This is a genomic window from Vibrio cyclitrophicus, assembly GCA_023206055.1.
GTDB lineage: Bacteria > Pseudomonadota > Gammaproteobacteria > Enterobacterales > Vibrionaceae > Vibrio > Vibrio cyclitrophicus_A.
The window spans coordinates 1,020,420-1,036,235 of the sequence record CP065367.1 but is presented as its reverse complement, the minus strand read 5'-3'; the positions used below and the strand labels follow the sequence as shown (position 1 = coordinate 1,036,235).

The window sequence follows — 15,816 nt, the reverse complement described above, 5'->3', positions numbered from 1 at the left end:
TTACGACTCCGAGTGGGAATAGTTTTGAGTAGGCGTTTCTAAATCTTCACCAAAGCAACGGAAATAGTATTCGCTAACCAGTTCTTTTTCTTCGTCTTCGCAGCGATTTAAGAATGAAAGCCTAAATGCCGTCGCAACATCGTCGAATATTTGGATATTTTCAGCCCAAGTGAGCACCGTTCGCGGAGACATCACCGTTGAAAGGTCACCAGCCCGAAACCCGTTACGCGTTAATACTGCGGTGGCGATCATTTTCTCAACCAGTTGTCGGCCACTTTCATTATTCAGCTCTGGAAGCTTGGATAACACGATCTTAGTTTCATGCTGTGGATCTAAATAGTTAAGCGTGGCGATGATGTTCCATCTATCTAACTGACTGTGGTTAAGCACTTGAGTGCCCGAATACAAACCGGAGAAGTTACCTAAGCCAAGCGTATTGCAGGTAGCAAACAAGCGAAAAGAAGGGTGAGGCGTGATCACTCGGTTTTGTTCTAAAGAGGTGTATTTCCCGTCTTGCTCTAATAGTTGTTGAATCACAAACATCACGTCAGGGCGACCAGCGTCGTACTCATCTAACACCAGTGCGATGGGTTGTTGAATGCTCTGCGGAAGAATACCTTCTTTAAACTCAGTCACCTGCATTCCGTCTTTAATGACGATGCTGTCTTTACCTATGAAATCCAAGCGACTTAAGTGTCCGTCTAGGTTGATCCTCAAGCATGGCCAGTTCAATCTCGCGGCGATTTGTTCAATGTGAGATGACTTGCCCGTCCCATGTGTGCCTTGAATCAGCGTGCGACGATTGGAGGTGAACCCCGCCAATATAGCCAGCGTCACTTCGGGGTCAAAACAGTAATTAGGGTCGACTTTCGGCACATATTCGCCCGCATGTTCAAATGCCATCACGGTTAGATTGCTGTCGATCCCAAAGCGTTCTCTCACACTTACTGGTTGCGTTGGTATCAATTCCGCCTCTTTCATCATATTTCCCTCTATATAGCCCATCACTTGTCGCTGCTATCGCGATATGTCATCGATTATTAACAGCTCCGCTTAAGTTAATGGCACTTTTTGTACGAAAAACTACCAATAATGTGATCCAGTTTTATTAATTAGAATGAATTGTTCCAATTTAATACAAAAAGTTGACGCGCAAAAATTCTACTACTAAGGTGAAAATGAATTCGAAAAAGAGACAATTCATTCCGAAAAATGAAATTTTGTTTAACTCAAGGAGAATGGAAGAATGAGCGAGCAAGAAAAACGTACGGTTGTTTCCGGCACAGTAACAATGACACCATCAGAAGCGTTCGTTGAAACTATGGTTGCTAATGATGTTACCGACATGTTCGGCATCATGGGGTCAGCATTTATGGACGCAATGGATATCTTTGCTCCTGCTGGCATTCGATTGGTCCCAGTGGTACACGAGCAAGGTGCTGCTCACATGGCAGATGGTTACTCTCGTGTATCGGGTCGCCATGGCGTAGTTATCGGGCAAAATGGCCCGGGTATTAGTAACTGTGTGACTGCGATTGCAGCGGCGTTCTGGGCACATAGCCCGGTCGTCATTGTGACGCCAGAGACAGGCACTAAAACAATGGGCTTAGGTGGTTTCCAAGAGTGTAACCAGCTTCCAATGTTCCAAGAGTTTACTAAGTATCAAGGACACGTAACGCACCCAGACCGTATGGCGGAATACACGGGTCGATGCTTTGACCGCGCAATGAGTGAAATGGGTCCAACTCAACTGAATATTCCACGTGACTACTTCTACGGCGAAACTCAAACCGAGATCCCTAAACCCGCGCGTTTAGACCGTGGTCCAGGTGGCGAGAAGTCTCTGAATGAAGCAGCAGACCTGATTGCTGAAGCGAAATTCCCAGTCATCATTTCTGGTGGCGGTGTGGTAATGGCAGATGCAGTTCAAGAGTGTGCAGCATTAGCAGAAAGACTAGGTGCACCTGTAGTGAACAGCTACCTGCACAATGACTCTTTCCCTGCGAGTCACCCATTATGGTGTGGCCCTCTAGGCTACCAAGGTTCGAAAGCTGCAATGAAACTGATGGCTCAAGCGGATGTAGTTATTGCTTTGGGTACACGTCTTGGTCCATTTGGTACTTTGCCTCAACATGGCATGGACTACTGGCCGAAGAACGCGAAAATCATTCAAATTGACGCAGACAACAAGATGCTTGGCCTAGTTAAGAAGATTTCTGTTGGCATCTGTGGTGATGCGAAAGCAGCTGCAGTTGCTCTATCTGAAAGGTTGGAAGGCCGCGCACTGTTGTGTGATGACAACAAAGGCGCTCGTCAAGATACAGTCGCAACAGAGAAAGCACTTTGGGAAAAAGAGCTTGATGAGTGGACACACGAACGTGACTCTTTCAGCCTCGATATAATTGAAGAAAACTCTCACGAGACTCCGTTCTCTGGTGGCGAATATCTACACCCTCGCCAAGTATTGCGTGAGCTAGAAAAAGCGATGCCTGAAGACGTAATGGTCTCGACAGATATCGGTAACATTAATTCAGTGGCAAACAGCTACTTACGCTTTGAAAAACCACGTAGCTTCTTTGCTGCAATGAGTTTCGGTAACTGTGGTTACGCGTTCCCGACCATCATTGGTGCGAAAGCAGCGGCACCTCATCGCCCAGCTATCTCTTATGCAGGCGACGGTGCGTGGGGCATGAGCCTAATGGAAACCATGACATGTGTTCGCCATAACATTCCAGTGACAGCCGTGGTATTCCACAACCGTCAATGGGGTGCAGAGAAGAAGAACCAAGTCGACTTCTATAACCGACGCTTTGTTGCTGGTGAACTTGAGAACCAAAGCTTTGCAGAGATTGCACGAGCAATGGGTGCTGAAGGTATCACGGTTGATAAGCTAGAAGATGTAGGTCCAACCTTGCAAAAAGCCATCGACATGCAGATGAACGAAGGCAAAACAACCATCATTGAAATCATGTGTACTCAGGAATTGGGCGACCCGTTCCGCCGAGATGCACTATCAACACCGGTTCGTTTCCTAGATAAATACAAAGATTACGTATAAGTCATAGGAAGTTTGTCCGGCCGCAGATATCTCGAGAGTGTTAGAGGAAGTGCTATCGAGAATGTGGTCGGGCAATACCAACGGGTATTGGCAAGTACTTAGGTTAAGAACGTAAACGCTTAGTTCAATAATTTCCAGTTAAACATTAGAACACTAATTAAATATTTATTAGGAACATAAGTGGTTCTAGCTATATAAACTTTGTTACTCGCTATTATTAATCGACCATTAACTCATAGCGCCTTAGTGAATGGTTCTATTACTGATACTTGTTTATGAATATATATACCTATTATTATTTTAGAAAAATACAATAACGACACTCGTTGACTATTGATCAATCGTTATTATTGGTTGGTTTTTATCATCGATTGATAGGGTTGTTGATATTTGGATTTTTCCGGATTTAAATTAAGTGAATCGTAGTATGCATGTTGTGAAAAATAAACATTATATAAGCACGCTCGAAGAACTGTATAAAATAATCGATTCATTAATGACTGAATGCAGTGACCAACGTGGTTTGATGTATAACGTGTGTGATTATGAAAATAATAATCTAATGCCAAGTTTAGGCCGTTCCAATCGTAAGAACATACGCCGTGTCGAACAAGAGTTGCTTTCAACAGTGAGAGTTTACGGTGGTTACTCGCTGAGTTCTAACGACATAAATGACTGGTTATTGATGTGTTTAGCCAAGAAGCAGGGTTTTCCCACCCGTTTACTGGAATGGACCGATAACCTGTTAAATGCGCTTTGGTCGGTGTGTCACAGCCAAAGTAAAGACTGCATAAACATAATTAAAGCTATTGATTATCAGCGAGTTAGTGTTTTTAGCTCGCCGTGTGATCTCAACAAAACTCAGATATTTAATGTGGCGGACTGCGATCAGCAAGAACCACGCAAGGACAAGTGGTATTCCATTCACCCATTTAAGGAAGGTGGCAATGATGCCATTCAGCCTTTGTACGATGAGAAAGAATATTCAAACGGTCTAGTGTCCGTTCATATTCTTCCATCAGTGAAAGTAAACCTGATAAAGGAGTTAATATCCATGAATGTTTTAAATGAACCGACAGAGTATGTCGAAGAGAAACTAACGGATTTAAAAAACGAAGCACATGCAGATAACAACCAAGTCATAAATAAATGTGACGGCAATATCGAATTGCAAGTTAATACTCATGATCGTCAACTTGAACAGTATGGTCGCAAGTATCATCAAGACTTTGATTTCGACTAAAGGCTAACACGTTCTAATTTAATTATACCTCTTATATCGTGAGTGAAAATTTGAGTAAATAAAATTAGAACACTAATTAATTTATAAAAAGATGAAATCTGTGAGCTTAGAGATTGTTTATAACCTAACTCGAAGTTAGAGTGATGAACCTTGTTATCAAGTTGTTAAATCTTCACAGATCTAGTTTAAACACTCTAATAAAAAAGTGGCGCAAAGCTACTGAAATTTAAACCAATAACGAAAACATAAAGGATTCTGGAATATGAATATGCAAACCAATGCAGCGACATTCGTGCTGGAAAACCAAGTCGATACTGCCTTTTTACAGTCTTTTAGTGATGCGTGGAATAACCATGATATTGAAGCGCTGATGTCTTTCATGACAGAAGACTGTGTATTCCACACGGTGGCAGGAGAAGGCTTGCTTGGAAACACTATCGAAGGGTACGAAGCGGTTCGAAATAGCTTTGAATTGGTTTGGCAGAACTTTCCAGATGCGGCTTGGAGCGACCCTGTCCACTTTGTGTGTGGCGACCGCGCAGTGAGTGAATCAACGTTTTCTGCGACGAACCCAGATGGCAGCGTCATTGAAGCTCGCATGGTCGACGTGTTTACTCTGAAAGATGGAAAAATCAGCGTAAAAAATGCCTTCCGTAAAACACGACCTCTTTTGACTCCTAACAACACTCCCAAGAGCTAGACACGAAACCACAACCCGTTCACGTGTTATGACTAGGAGAGTCGAATTATGAGTTTAGTAATGGAACAACCGGCAGCCGATGTGCCGCCAAAGGTGAAAAGCACCCAAGCAAAAGAAAATACCCAAGCAAAAGATAAATACGATCCAAAATACGATCCACTTAAAGACAAGAGCCCAGGTCACGGTAAGGAATACGCTCCGACTTATTGGGTAGATACCGCAGGCGCACCACCTGAAGATGATGGTCCAATTACATCGGATATGGATGTTGATGTGGCGATTATCGGTTCAGGCTACACGGGCCTAAGCACCGCGATACACCTTGCTGAAATGTACGGTATTAAAGCGACAGTGATTGAAGCCAACCGTTTGAGTTGGGGATGCAGCACCCGAAATGGTGGTCAGGCACAGTGTGCTTCAGGGCGTTTGAAGCGTTCTCAGTGGATTGAACGCTGGGGATTAGAAACTGCGCTAAAAATGCACCGCGAATGCGTCGATGGCATGAACACCTTTAAGTCTCTAATCAAAGACATTGATTGTGACCCACAACCGGGCGGCCATTTATATGTCGCTCACCGTCCAAAAGTGATGGCAACACTCGAGAAAGAAGCCAAGTTGCTGCGTGACACGTTCGATTACGATGCGCAGATCTTAGATGCGGAAACCGTAAAGCGCGATTACGTTGGTGACCAAGAAGCGGCAGGCGCAATGCATGAGCCAGAAGGTATTGGTATCCATGCTGGGAAACTGGCGTTTGGTTATCTAAGAAAGGCGAGAGCACTCGGCGTAAAAGTTCACCCAGCAAGCCCTGTGATGGGATGGGAAACACGTAACGGTGTTCATTACCTGAAAACGCCAGGTGGTGTGGTTAAGGCTCGTTCTGTCGGTGTTTGTACCGGTGGATACACTAGCCAAGGTTTGCATTCAGAGCTTAAGAATCGCTTGTTGCCGGTACTTTCTAATTCGATGGTGACACGTCCGCTAACTCAAGACGAAATTGCCGCGTGTAACTTCAAAACCAATCAGGTGATTACAGATACCCGAATCTTGCGTCATTACTACCGTCTGCTGCCCGATAACCGAGTACAGATTGGGACGCGCAGTGCCATCAGTGGCAAGAACGCACCTGAAAAGAAATACGAAGACATGTTGAGAGCGGATTTAACTCGAAAATTCCCGTCTCTCGATCAGGTCAAAATCGACTACTCATGGTGGGGCTGGGTGGATGTTAGCCACGACATGATGCCGAGAATCTATCAGCCGAATCCCAAGCAATCCATCTTCTACGCGCTGGGTTATGGCGGTAATGGCGTGATGTATTCCGCTCAAGCAGGTAAGCGCCTCGCTCAGTGGATCGCAGGTGAAGGCCACAAGTTGGACTTGCCAATATTTGAATCAAAACTTCCGTTCCCCAACGTGAGGGAAGTGGTGGAATCAGAGATGTTTGCACCGTTTCGCAGAATGGGGCAGCGGTTCCTTTATCAGTGGTATTCGTTAAAGGATGAAAAGCTGTAATCGCGACTCGAACATTGTTTCCAAAATAGGGAAATAGAACTACGACCGGGAAAGTTGTACCAGGTCACCTTGTGAGCAAAGTACAGGCAGGAAGTCTGTACGATAGGAAAGGTTAAGACTATGAAATTTATTAAAAATAAAATTATTGCTGGTGTCACCATTGTAGCAACAGCGGTGTTATCTCATACCGCGGCAGCAGCGAATTTTAAAATGGCTATCGGCGATGCTGCTGGTGGTACGCAGTGGGAATTGGCGACATCGTTTTCTGAACTGATGGAGCAAAAAACAGACGGTAAAGTAAAAATCGATCTGTTCCCGAATGGTCAATTAGGCAATGAGCAAGACACCGTGAACGATGCGGCAATCGGCTTACTCGACTTCTCTGTACTGGCGATCAACAACGTAACCCCTTTCTCTCCAACTGTTGGTCTACTGACCATGCCTTACGTGATTCAAAGCGCAGAAGAAGCGGTTCTACTGACTCAAGGCCAAGTCGGCCAAGACCTCGTCGATAACACGATACGTGATGCTGGCGTTCGCATCGTTGGTTGGGCTTATTCAGGCTTTAGGGTTTTGACTAACTCGAAAAAGCCAGTCGCTTCACCAGAAGATCTTAAAGGACTGGTGATTCGTGTTCCTCGTAACGAAATCATGATTGCTTCTTACCAAGCATGGGGTGTAAACCCAACACCAATGGCATGGTCTGAGACCTTTACCGGCCTGCAACAAGGCGTGGTTGATGGTCAAGATAACCCTTACATCACTGTGCATGCGATGAAGTTCAATGAAGTACAAAAGTACGTGACCAACATTCGCTACATCTTCTCGCTTGAGCCGCTAATCGTCAGTGAAACAGTCTTCCAACAACAGACTCCAGAGATGCAAAAGATCATTCTTGAAGCGGGTCAGGAAGCGACAGAGCACAGCTTTGCTTATCTAGAAAATACTGAAAACAAAATCCGTGAAGAACTACAAGCGAAAGGCATGGTATTCACCGACCCAGCAGATAACGAGCAAGAGTGGATCAGCAAGGTGACTAAGTCAGTTTGGCCTAAGTTCTACTCAAGCATTGGGGGCAAAGACAAGCTAGACGACGTTCTTGAGTTACTAGGTAGAAAGTAACGATTAGATTCGCCCTATCTGCTGTTCTCCGCTACCTAATCACCTAGCGATAGAACAGTGAGATAGGGCATTTACATGGCTGTACTCGTTGAGCTGTTCTGTACCTGATCTTTTTAGGACCGTGAGCGACTGGTTGTCATGTGGAAATCAACATTGGAGGTTATATGTCAGTCGCTAAAACAATAAAAAAGCACCTTAACAACATTGAGGAATATACCTGTTGTCTGCTGCTCGCAAGCTTTGTCCTATTGCTATTCACACAAATCATTACTCGTCAGTTCTTTGATTACTCCATACCTTGGGGTGATGAAGTGGCCACTTACATGTTCGTTTGGTTTGCTTACTTGGGAGCGGTTGTAGCGGCCAAAATGTCGGCTCATAACCGAGTGAGCTTTCACTTCAAATTCTTTCCGCCAATCGTACAAACCGTTAGCGAAACCATCGCTGACTTCTTATGGCTCTGCTTCAACGGTTACTTTGTTTACCTCAGTTACGACTTCGTGTTTAACAAAATGAACCTGTTTTGGAAATCTCAAACGACAGGTATCCCGATGAAGTATTTCTACATGATTTTACCTATCGCGTTTTCCCTAATGATGATTCGGATTATCTGGAACAACTACGAGCGTTTATTCAAAGGCGCAACCAACGAAGATCCAGAAGTCAAAGAGCTGCGAAAAATGACGGCACAAAAGTCAGCGCAGTAGTCATCACAGAGAATAGTCGTAATAGAGAGATGTAATAATGGAATCCTATTTAACTCTAATTTTATTTGGTGGCTTCTTAACCCTGTTAATTCTAGGTGCACCAATCACGGTATCACTGGCCGGCGCTTCAATGGCGGCCTATATGTTGCTCGACAAAAATCCCATCGCTTTGGTACAAATTGCGTTTACTTCGGTGGGTAACTTCCCATTAATGGCGCTGCCAGCCTTTGTTCTTGCTGGCGCAATAATGGAGGCGGCGGGGATCTCCAAACGTCTGGTGGATATCGCCGAAAGCTTAGCTGGCCCAGTAACGGGTGGCCTTGGCGCGGCAACGGTAATGGCGTGTCTTTTCTTTGGCGCTATCTCGGGTTCAGGCCCTGCAACAACCGCAGCTGTAGGCATGTTGATGGTGCCCGCGATGGTTAAGCGTGACTACGATAAGAGCTACGCATCGGCAGTAACGGCCGCATCAGGTGGCTTGGGCATCATCATTCCGCCATCCATCCCTTTGGTTATCTTTGGCATTTCTGCGATGGGATTAATGGCACCGCCAGAAGCCATTGCTCAGCATGGGCAGTTTGCTTCTTTGTCTATTCCAAAACTGTTTGTTGCTGGGGTTGTGCCGGGTTTCATTATGGCGTCGACGCTAGTGGTCACTAACTATTTTATTGCTAAGCGTGAAGGCTATAAAGGGCTTACCGAAACATGGTCGTTTGGTGATGTAAGGCATTACTTACGCCGCGGTTTATGGTCAATATTAGCGCCATTCTTGATTCTTGGTGGTATCTACAGCGGTATGTTCACACCAACAGAGTCAGCGGTTGTGGCAATTTTCTATTCGCTGTTTGTGGGTGTGTTTATTCACCGAGAGTTATCGTTCAAAAGCACCATCAAATCATTATCGACAACCACATGGATTACCGGGCGTGTGTTGCTGATTCTATTCGCTGCAACGGTATTTGGTCGCTTGTTAATCGAGCAAAAAATCCCAGTTGTTGTGGCGGAATCATTACTCAGTTTCACCGACAACATGTACATGGTGTGGGCACTAACGATCACCTTGCTGCTGTTCATCGGCATGTTCATGGAAACCTTGGCGGCGATCATGATCATTGTGCCAGTGCTGCTGCCAATCATGTACATGCTGGGCGCCGATCCTACCCACGTTGGTATCGTGGTGGTGTGTACGCTCTCGATAGGTTTTGCTACGCCTCCACTCGGTGAAAATATCTTTGTCGCCTCGGGGATCGGTGGCTCTACGGTCGAGCAGATCACCGCGAAGATCCATCCCTTTGTACTTGCATCTGTCGTGGGCGTTTTCGTTATCGCTTTCTTCCCACAAATCACGCTTTGGCTACCGTCCTTAGTCGGCTATTAGGAGACACAACGATGAATCTATCCAGAATAATCCTTATTGGCTGCGCCTTGTTTGCTGTGGTCAGCGGCATTGGATTGCGTGCTGAGCATTCAGAAGTCGAGAAAGAGATTAAGCCAGTCAATGTGCTCGATATTTCTGAGCCACATGTGGTCAGTGACGCTGAAAGAAGAGCCAAAACCTTGTTGGCGAAAGCGGTGGTACACGTTCAAAAAGAAGGTGACGACAGCGTAAAAGACTTCATGAGTGATGCCGAATATATAGATGGTGAGCTCTATGTGTTTGTTCTTGGTATTGATGGCCAATTCCTTGCCAGTGGCGGATCTTCTATGGTGCTGGTGGGTGACAGTGTGTTGGATACCCAAGACGTTTACGGCAATCCTTTTTTCCGTGAAATGATCACTAAAGCGGTACGCAAGGGTTTTGGTCAGGTGAAGTACCACTGGACGAATCCGACCGATCGCATGGGTGAGCCGAAAACCACTTTCTTCGAGCGTGTCGGCGATGTGATCGTGGCGGTGGGGTATTACCCAGAACGTTCCAGTGCTGCAGAAGCTAAGCGATTATTGGCGAGAGCCATGACCGCAATAGTAGAGTCTGAGCAAGACAGCATTACTGAATTTAATGATACCGAAGGCAGTTTTGTAGAAGGGGACTTGTATGTGTTTGTGATGGATATGAGCTCTGGAAAACTGCTCGCGCATGGCGTGTCTCCTGAGCTTGTTGGGCGTTCACACAAAGAAATTCTAAGTCCTGACGATAAACCGATTCTCACTGAGATGTTAAATCTAGCCAAAAAAAATGGCCGTGGCGTTTACACCTATCGATGGTTAAATCCGTTGTCGAGCAAAGTGGAAACTAAGCACACTTACTATCGAGTTATCGACAATAAGTTGGTTGGGGTGGGTTATTACACAAATTCAAACAACACGTAAACGCGTTTCTACGGACCCCTCAACCCAGTTAAATAAAGGGCTGGGGGCTCGAAATGTCGGTTTGTGTAAAAAAGCAATTTAGTAAAATTCACACTGTGTAATTTTTGTTGTGAAATTGTTTCAAAAATAACAGTAGTATGAAAAACATGGAAACCACACAGTAAAGAACAATTTTGAAAAGGGTCTATTGGGATGTTTGACCTAAATGAAATTAAAGCCGTACGAGGGATAGACTATGAATATGCTGACACTAGACAAAACAGAACTTCACAGAAACCATTCAACATTTATTGCTGAAGCTGTCTTTGCCGTCGAAATGGTGAAAGCAGACAAGCAACTCGAAAAACAAAAAATGGCGAAACAGTTGCTTGATACTCTATTTCCTCTAGAGACGGGTTCACATGAAGACGTAGTGAGCTACGAGATCGATTACCGACACGTTCAGGTTTACTTCAAGAATGGCGAACATACTGGACTGAAACGCGCCAAACACTTTGTGGCTTACACAGGTGATAAATCTAAGCCTTCAGCAATCCTATTCCGTGATGAAAGCGGTACGCACGTTGAAGTGACAATCGGTGCTCGTAAAGGCACTGGCCGCCTGGAGTTGGTTGATATTCAAGATATCCAATTAGAGACGTGCACCACGTTTGGTCAAACTGAGGCGAGCCGTTCTTCTGGCATCCGTCACTGGGTGAGCTTAGTAAAAGGCGATGAAAGTGGCCGCCCGAATGCATCAAGTGAAGACAAAGAGTTCACGGCGAAAAATGGTGAAGACTATAACCTCGGTTTTTGCTTCGCAATCTAGCGTACTGTCTTTGAAATGTGCAGTGCTGATCTGCGAGACGCAGCACTGACATTTGAACACTGATTTCTCTTTTACCTTTGGTAACTTTCCCCGCCCCTATAGCGGGGCTTTTTTATTAGAGCTATAAGTAAATTGGGTGGTTATTAAAATTATCTGTAGAAACTTTGAATGATATTTTACGGTGCGTTATTTTAATTTAATACGCTGTATTTAAAGGTTTTTATTTGTTTATTTTATTCTGCTTTTATTGCCTCAACTATCATGATTGACGGTGGTTTGGGTGACTATTGAGCGAAAACTCAGTCAAAATGCTTCGTGCTGTGCTATTATGCTCGTCCTGGGATTGAGCTAGTAAGTCCATTTATCACCTTGCTCGGTGGTTTTTATCACGTTTTATTTTTGTGAAATGGCGAGCCAATCAAGTAGTAGTTGGATATGGAGAGCGTCCTTATATTCGTTGATTCGGATATGCGAACATCATAATTTATGAGTTTTAAATCAAAAAAATACAGTATCGATTCTACTGATTATCAAGTCGGTCAAGATAACGTCAGTAAATGGGGCATGGATGTCCATAACACCGTCTTCGTAGCCTCAGTAGGCTTATCTCTTCTCTTCATCATCACTCTTCTTGCTCTTCCTCCTGCAGATGCCAAAGCTGCGATTGATTCTATCAAGGGTGCTGTTTTATCAAAGTTTGACTTCCTCTTTATGTGGGGAGCCAACATCATGTTAGTTTTTGCCGTTATTCTTGCATTCTCACCTCTAGGTAAAGTTCGCTTAGGTGGCGAAGACGCGACTGCGGACTATTCCATGTCATCTTGGATTGCGATGTTATTCGCAGCCGGTATGGGTATTGGACTTATTTTCTGGGGTGTTGCAGAGCCAACCGCGTTCTTCTCGAACTGGTTCGGAACGCCGCTCGATGCAGAACCTTTCACTGCAGCTGGTCGTGAACTGGCACTCGGTGCGACCGTATTCCACTGGGGATTCCATGCTTGGGCTATCTATGGCATGACGGCACTTTGTCTTGCGTATTTTGTTTACAACAAAGGCTTACCGCTATCAATGCGTTCTGTGTTCTACCCAATTTTGGGGGAGCGAGTATGGGGCAAAACTGGTGATGTGATCGATGTACTAACGGTACTGGTTACTCTGTTTGGTCTTGCGACCTCACTAGGCTTAGGTGGTACACAGGCAGCAAGTGGTATCAGCCACGTGTTTGGTTTGGATAACAATATCTTCCTCCAGCAATCTATCATTGTTCTGATCATGGGTTTAGCGATCATCTCTGTTCTACGTGGGATGGATGGTGGTGTTAAATTCCTAAGTAACCTGAACATGGTTATTGCGTTTGTATTCCTTGGTCTGATCGCTGTTCTGAACTTCACAACTGTGCTTGATTCTGTCGCTACTGCTGTGACGGGGTATGCGAAAAACATCATTGCATTGAGCCAAAGCTCTGGTCGTGAAGACACAACATGGCTGCATGGCTGGACTGTGTTCTACTGGGCATGGTGGGTTGCGTATGCACCATTTTTCGGTATGTTCGTAGCGCGTATTTCTAAGGGTCGTACGGTTCGTGAATTCCTGCTTTGCGTATTGATTATCCCAACACTGGTAACGTCGGCTTGGATGTCTATCTTTGGTGGGGTGGCTATCGAGCAAGTGATCAATCATGTTGGGCAACTTGGCCTCGACCAAGGCATTACAGACGTATCTCTAAGCTTGTTCTACATGCTAGATGCTTACCCGTTTGGTAGCATCCTGTCTGTTATCGCAGTAGCGCTGATCATCGTGTTCTTCGTTACAACGCTAGATTCTGGTTCTATCGTTATCGATGGCATGACGGCGGGTGGTAAACTTGAAGTACCAGTGAAACAGAAAGTGGTTTGGGCGGTTATCTCGGGTGCTATCGCAATGGTGATGTTGTGGATTGGTGGTACTCAATCAATCCAAGCTCTGCAATCTATTACGATTATTGCAGCACTGCCGTTTACGATCATTCTTCTGATTGGTTGTGTGAGCTTGTTGAAAGGCCTATTGACAGAAGTCGGTAAAGGGCAAGAAACCGTAACTCAAACCACTAAATAAATCGTGAATAAAGTAAGTCGCTAGATAGGGATTTACTTTACTCAGCATGATTCAAAGCTCTCTTGTACTTGGTGCAAGAGAGTTTTTTTATGCCCAAGAAGAAATTAGAGACAAGATAAAAAAGAGCCACAAGTGAATCACTTGTGGCTCTTTTAGTTCTCAGTTCTAGCCACTAGATTTTAAGTATTAGCTACTAGGTTCAAACTACTAACTTCTAGGTACCAGTTATTAGCTGGTATTCGCCTACGCGTTCAGTTCGTGCTGAATAACGTAATCCAAAGCACCGACGACCGCAGCAACTTGAGCATCATTACACTCTTCGTCTGTTACTTTGTCGCTGTCTGGGTAAACCTCTGTGGTTGTACCGTACTTACAGTCAGTCACGCCGCCACATAAGCCAAGCTTCTTCATTGGGTAGTTGATCACGCCGTGTTGAGTGACGTCTGAACCAATGATCTTGCCTTCGTCATCCGCAGGCGCAATGTGCGTTACTTGCTCTACTGACTTAATTACAGCTGCTTGGAATTCAGGTTGTGGGTTTTCAGTATCGCCAACAGTGTAGAAACCGTCAGGGATCATACCTTCGATGTACTCAATACCATCACGGGCTGCGAGTGCTGGTCGGAATTCTGTTTCATCAGAATCCGTCGTTTCGTGTAGGTCAACGTGAACCAACACTTCTGGTAAAGAAGCGACTAATGCACGTAGGTTTGCTGATTCTTCTGCTGGCGTACCGTCGTAGAAAGAGCGGTTTGGATCGACAGCATTTGGGTTCCAACGGTTGATTACTTCGTAGCCCCAAGGGCTCACACAAGGTGCGACAACAATGTTGAAGTGCGCCGTGTATTTTTCTGCTTGAGTCGCAGCGAATTTGATCGCGCCATGCACACCACTGGTTTCGTAACCGTGAACACCACCTGTCACGAGAATCGTTGGCTTTGATGCGTCCCAGTTTTTGCTCTTGATAGCGAATAGTGGGAAGCGAGCTTCGTCGTAGCTCAGTACACCGTATTGCTCGATGTCAAAGCGGTCTGCAAGTGCTTTAATCTTTGGTACAACTTCTTGCTGGTATTCACGCTTAACCGTTCGTTGAGCTAACCATGCTTCACGTTCTGCTTGTTGCCATTTTTGCCCTGGCTTACCAATCGGGTAGGTAGATTCACTTTTCATCTATACTTTTTCTTTTATGTTCGTGAAAGATTAAGACAGATTATTCCTGTCTAACAGAGACAGCAATAGAAAACACAACTTGTGACTTTATTTTTTACAGACTCATAACTTTGATGAGTGAATTGATGGTGTTACATTTTATCGATGGTTCAATTCTTTATAAAGAGACAACAAAATGGCTGGAGCAAGTTTACTAACACTGCTAGATGACATTGCAACCGTGTTGGATGATGTCGCACTGATGTCTAAGGTGGCCGCTAAAAAAACCGCAGGCGTATTGGGTGACGATTTAGCCCTTAACGCCCAGCAGGTATCAGGTGTTTCTGCTGAAAGAGAAATCCCAGTGGTATGGGCGGTCGCAAAAGGCTCATTTAAAAACAAGCTGATTTTGGTTCCGGCAGCACTATTGATCAGTGCATTTATTCCTTGGTTGATCATGCCACTACTGGTGATTGGTGGCCTGTTTCTTTGTTTTGAAGGGGCAGAGAAAATTTTAGAAAAGCTTTTTCCTCACGCTCATCAACACGAAGAGGAAGGTGAGGAAAGCAGCTCGGGCGAATCTGTTGAAGAGTATGAGAAGAGAAAGGTAGCAGGTGCGATTCGGACTGACTTTATCTTATCTGCGGAAATCATTGTAATTGCGCTGGGTACCGTAACGGGTACAAGTATCGTGACTCAGATTCTTGTGGTGAGTTTGATAGCGGTTGTGATGACGATTGGTGTTTATGGCTTAGTGGCAGGGATCGTGAAGCTAGACGATTTAGGTTTCTATCTCCAACGCACATCGAATGGGAGTGCCATTAAGGCCAGGTTGGGTAATGGGCTAGTCGCATTTGCACCTAAGCTAATGAAAATGCTTGCGGTTGTCGGCACGGCTGCGATGTTCTTGGTTGGCGGCGGTATTGTGGTACACAACGTTCCTGCGATTCATCACTTAATTGAGCCGATTATTATGGATTTTCGTGGATATACGATAGCGACAGCGGTTGTTCCAACTCTACTGAATGGTGTTATTGGTGTCTTAGCTGGATTGATCGTCGTCGTGATTTGGACTGCGATTGGAAAAGTTCGTGGTAAGTAATCGTTAAA

At 45.0% G+C, this 15,816-nt stretch carries 13 protein-coding genes; 11 read left to right on the top strand and 2 right to left on the bottom strand.

Annotated features, from left to right (window positions below):
- Positions 1–984, bottom strand: coding sequence for an AAA family ATPase (locus tag ITG09_20235; GenBank protein ID UPR53721.1), 984 nt, complete (start codon positions 982–984; stop codon positions 1–3).
- 262 nt (positions 985–1,246) lie between these two features.
- On the opposite strand from ITG09_20235, the gene xsc reads away from it, so the two are divergent.
- The 10 genes from xsc to ITG09_20185 all read left to right on the top strand — a co-directional run bounded on the left by xsc (position 1,247) and on the right by ITG09_20185 (position 13,557).
- The gene (gene xsc, locus ITG09_20230; GenBank protein UPR53720.1) at positions 1,247–3,058 is read left to right on the top strand and encodes a sulfoacetaldehyde acetyltransferase; all 1,812 of its coding nucleotides are present in this window, start codon (positions 1,247–1,249) and stop codon (positions 3,056–3,058) included.
- A gap of 427 nt (positions 3,059–3,485) precedes the next feature.
- A complete protein-coding gene (locus ITG09_20225; GenBank protein ID UPR53719.1) occupies positions 3,486–4,301 on the top strand; it encodes an FRG domain-containing protein in 816 nt (271 codons plus the stop codon).
- 262 nt (positions 4,302–4,563) lie between these two features.
- Positions 4,564–5,001: a nuclear transport factor 2 family protein gene (locus ITG09_20220; GenBank protein UPR53718.1), complete on the top strand. Its 438-nt coding sequence runs from the start codon at positions 4,564–4,566 to the stop codon at positions 4,999–5,001.
- 48 nt (positions 5,002–5,049) lie between these two features.
- Positions 5,050–6,516, top strand: coding sequence for an FAD-binding oxidoreductase (locus tag ITG09_20215; protein UPR53717.1), 1,467 nt, complete (start codon positions 5,050–5,052; stop codon positions 6,514–6,516).
- A 120-nt stretch (positions 6,517–6,636) separates the two neighbouring features.
- Positions 6,637–7,638, top strand: coding sequence for a TRAP transporter substrate-binding protein (locus ITG09_20210; protein ID UPR53716.1), 1,002 nt, complete (start codon positions 6,637–6,639; stop codon positions 7,636–7,638).
- A 164-nt stretch (positions 7,639–7,802) separates the two neighbouring features.
- Positions 7,803–8,345, top strand: a complete 543-nt coding sequence (locus tag ITG09_20205) for a TRAP transporter small permease (GenBank protein UPR53715.1) — start codon at positions 7,803–7,805, stop codon at positions 8,343–8,345.
- Between the two features lie 37 nt (positions 8,346–8,382).
- Positions 8,383–9,723, top strand: coding sequence for a TRAP transporter large permease (locus tag ITG09_20200; protein UPR53714.1), 1,341 nt, complete (start codon positions 8,383–8,385; stop codon positions 9,721–9,723).
- An 11-nt stretch (positions 9,724–9,734) separates the two neighbouring features.
- Positions 9,735–10,655: a cache domain-containing protein gene (locus ITG09_20195; protein UPR53713.1), complete on the top strand. Its 921-nt coding sequence runs from the start codon at positions 9,735–9,737 to the stop codon at positions 10,653–10,655.
- A gap of 235 nt (positions 10,656–10,890) precedes the next feature.
- Entirely contained in the window at positions 10,891–11,463 is a 573-nt protein-coding gene (locus ITG09_20190) for a hypothetical protein (protein UPR53712.1), read from the top strand.
- Between the two features lie 486 nt (positions 11,464–11,949).
- On the top strand, positions 11,950–13,557 hold the full coding sequence (locus tag ITG09_20185; GenBank protein ID UPR53711.1) for a BCCT family transporter: 1,608 nt from the start codon (positions 11,950–11,952) through the stop codon (positions 13,555–13,557).
- Between the two features lie 243 nt (positions 13,558–13,800).
- On the opposite strand, the gene ITG09_20180 is transcribed toward ITG09_20185, so the two are convergent.
- Complete coding sequence (locus ITG09_20180; protein ID UPR53710.1) at positions 13,801–14,727, bottom strand: M14 family metallocarboxypeptidase; 927 nt, start codon at positions 14,725–14,727, stop codon at positions 13,801–13,803.
- A 175-nt stretch (positions 14,728–14,902) separates the two neighbouring features.
- Between ITG09_20180 and ITG09_20175 the strand changes: the two genes are divergently transcribed.
- A complete protein-coding gene (locus ITG09_20175) occupies positions 14,903–15,808 on the top strand; it encodes a DUF808 domain-containing protein (protein ID UPR53709.1) in 906 nt (301 codons plus the stop codon).
- The last annotated feature ends 8 nt before the right edge of the window (positions 15,809–15,816 follow it).

Coding starts and splice junctions, on each gene's coding strand:
- ITG09_20235 (UPR53721.1), bottom strand. CDS start 984: ATGATGAAAGAGGCGGAATTGATACCAACGCAACCAGTAAGTGTGAGA.
- ITG09_20225 (UPR53719.1), top strand. CDS start 3,486: ATGCATGTTGTGAAAAATAAACATTATATAAGCACGCTCGAAGAACTG.
- ITG09_20205 (UPR53715.1), top strand. CDS start 7,803: ATGTCAGTCGCTAAAACAATAAAAAAGCACCTTAACAACATTGAGGAA.
- ITG09_20190 (UPR53712.1), top strand. CDS start 10,891: ATGAATATGCTGACACTAGACAAAACAGAACTTCACAGAAACCATTCA.
- xsc (UPR53720.1), top strand. CDS start 1,247: ATGAGCGAGCAAGAAAAACGTACGGTTGTTTCCGGCACAGTAACAATG.
- ITG09_20210 (UPR53716.1), top strand. CDS start 6,637: ATGAAATTTATTAAAAATAAAATTATTGCTGGTGTCACCATTGTAGCA.
- ITG09_20200 (UPR53714.1), top strand. CDS start 8,383: ATGGAATCCTATTTAACTCTAATTTTATTTGGTGGCTTCTTAACCCTG.
- ITG09_20185 (UPR53711.1), top strand. CDS start 11,950: ATGAGTTTTAAATCAAAAAAATACAGTATCGATTCTACTGATTATCAA.
- ITG09_20175 (UPR53709.1), top strand. CDS start 14,903: ATGGCTGGAGCAAGTTTACTAACACTGCTAGATGACATTGCAACCGTG.
- ITG09_20215 (UPR53717.1), top strand. CDS start 5,050: ATGAGTTTAGTAATGGAACAACCGGCAGCCGATGTGCCGCCAAAGGTG.
- ITG09_20195 (UPR53713.1), top strand. CDS start 9,735: ATGAATCTATCCAGAATAATCCTTATTGGCTGCGCCTTGTTTGCTGTG.
- ITG09_20220 (UPR53718.1), top strand. CDS start 4,564: ATGAATATGCAAACCAATGCAGCGACATTCGTGCTGGAAAACCAAGTC.
- ITG09_20180 (UPR53710.1), bottom strand. CDS start 14,727: ATGAAAAGTGAATCTACCTACCCGATTGGTAAGCCAGGGCAAAAATGG.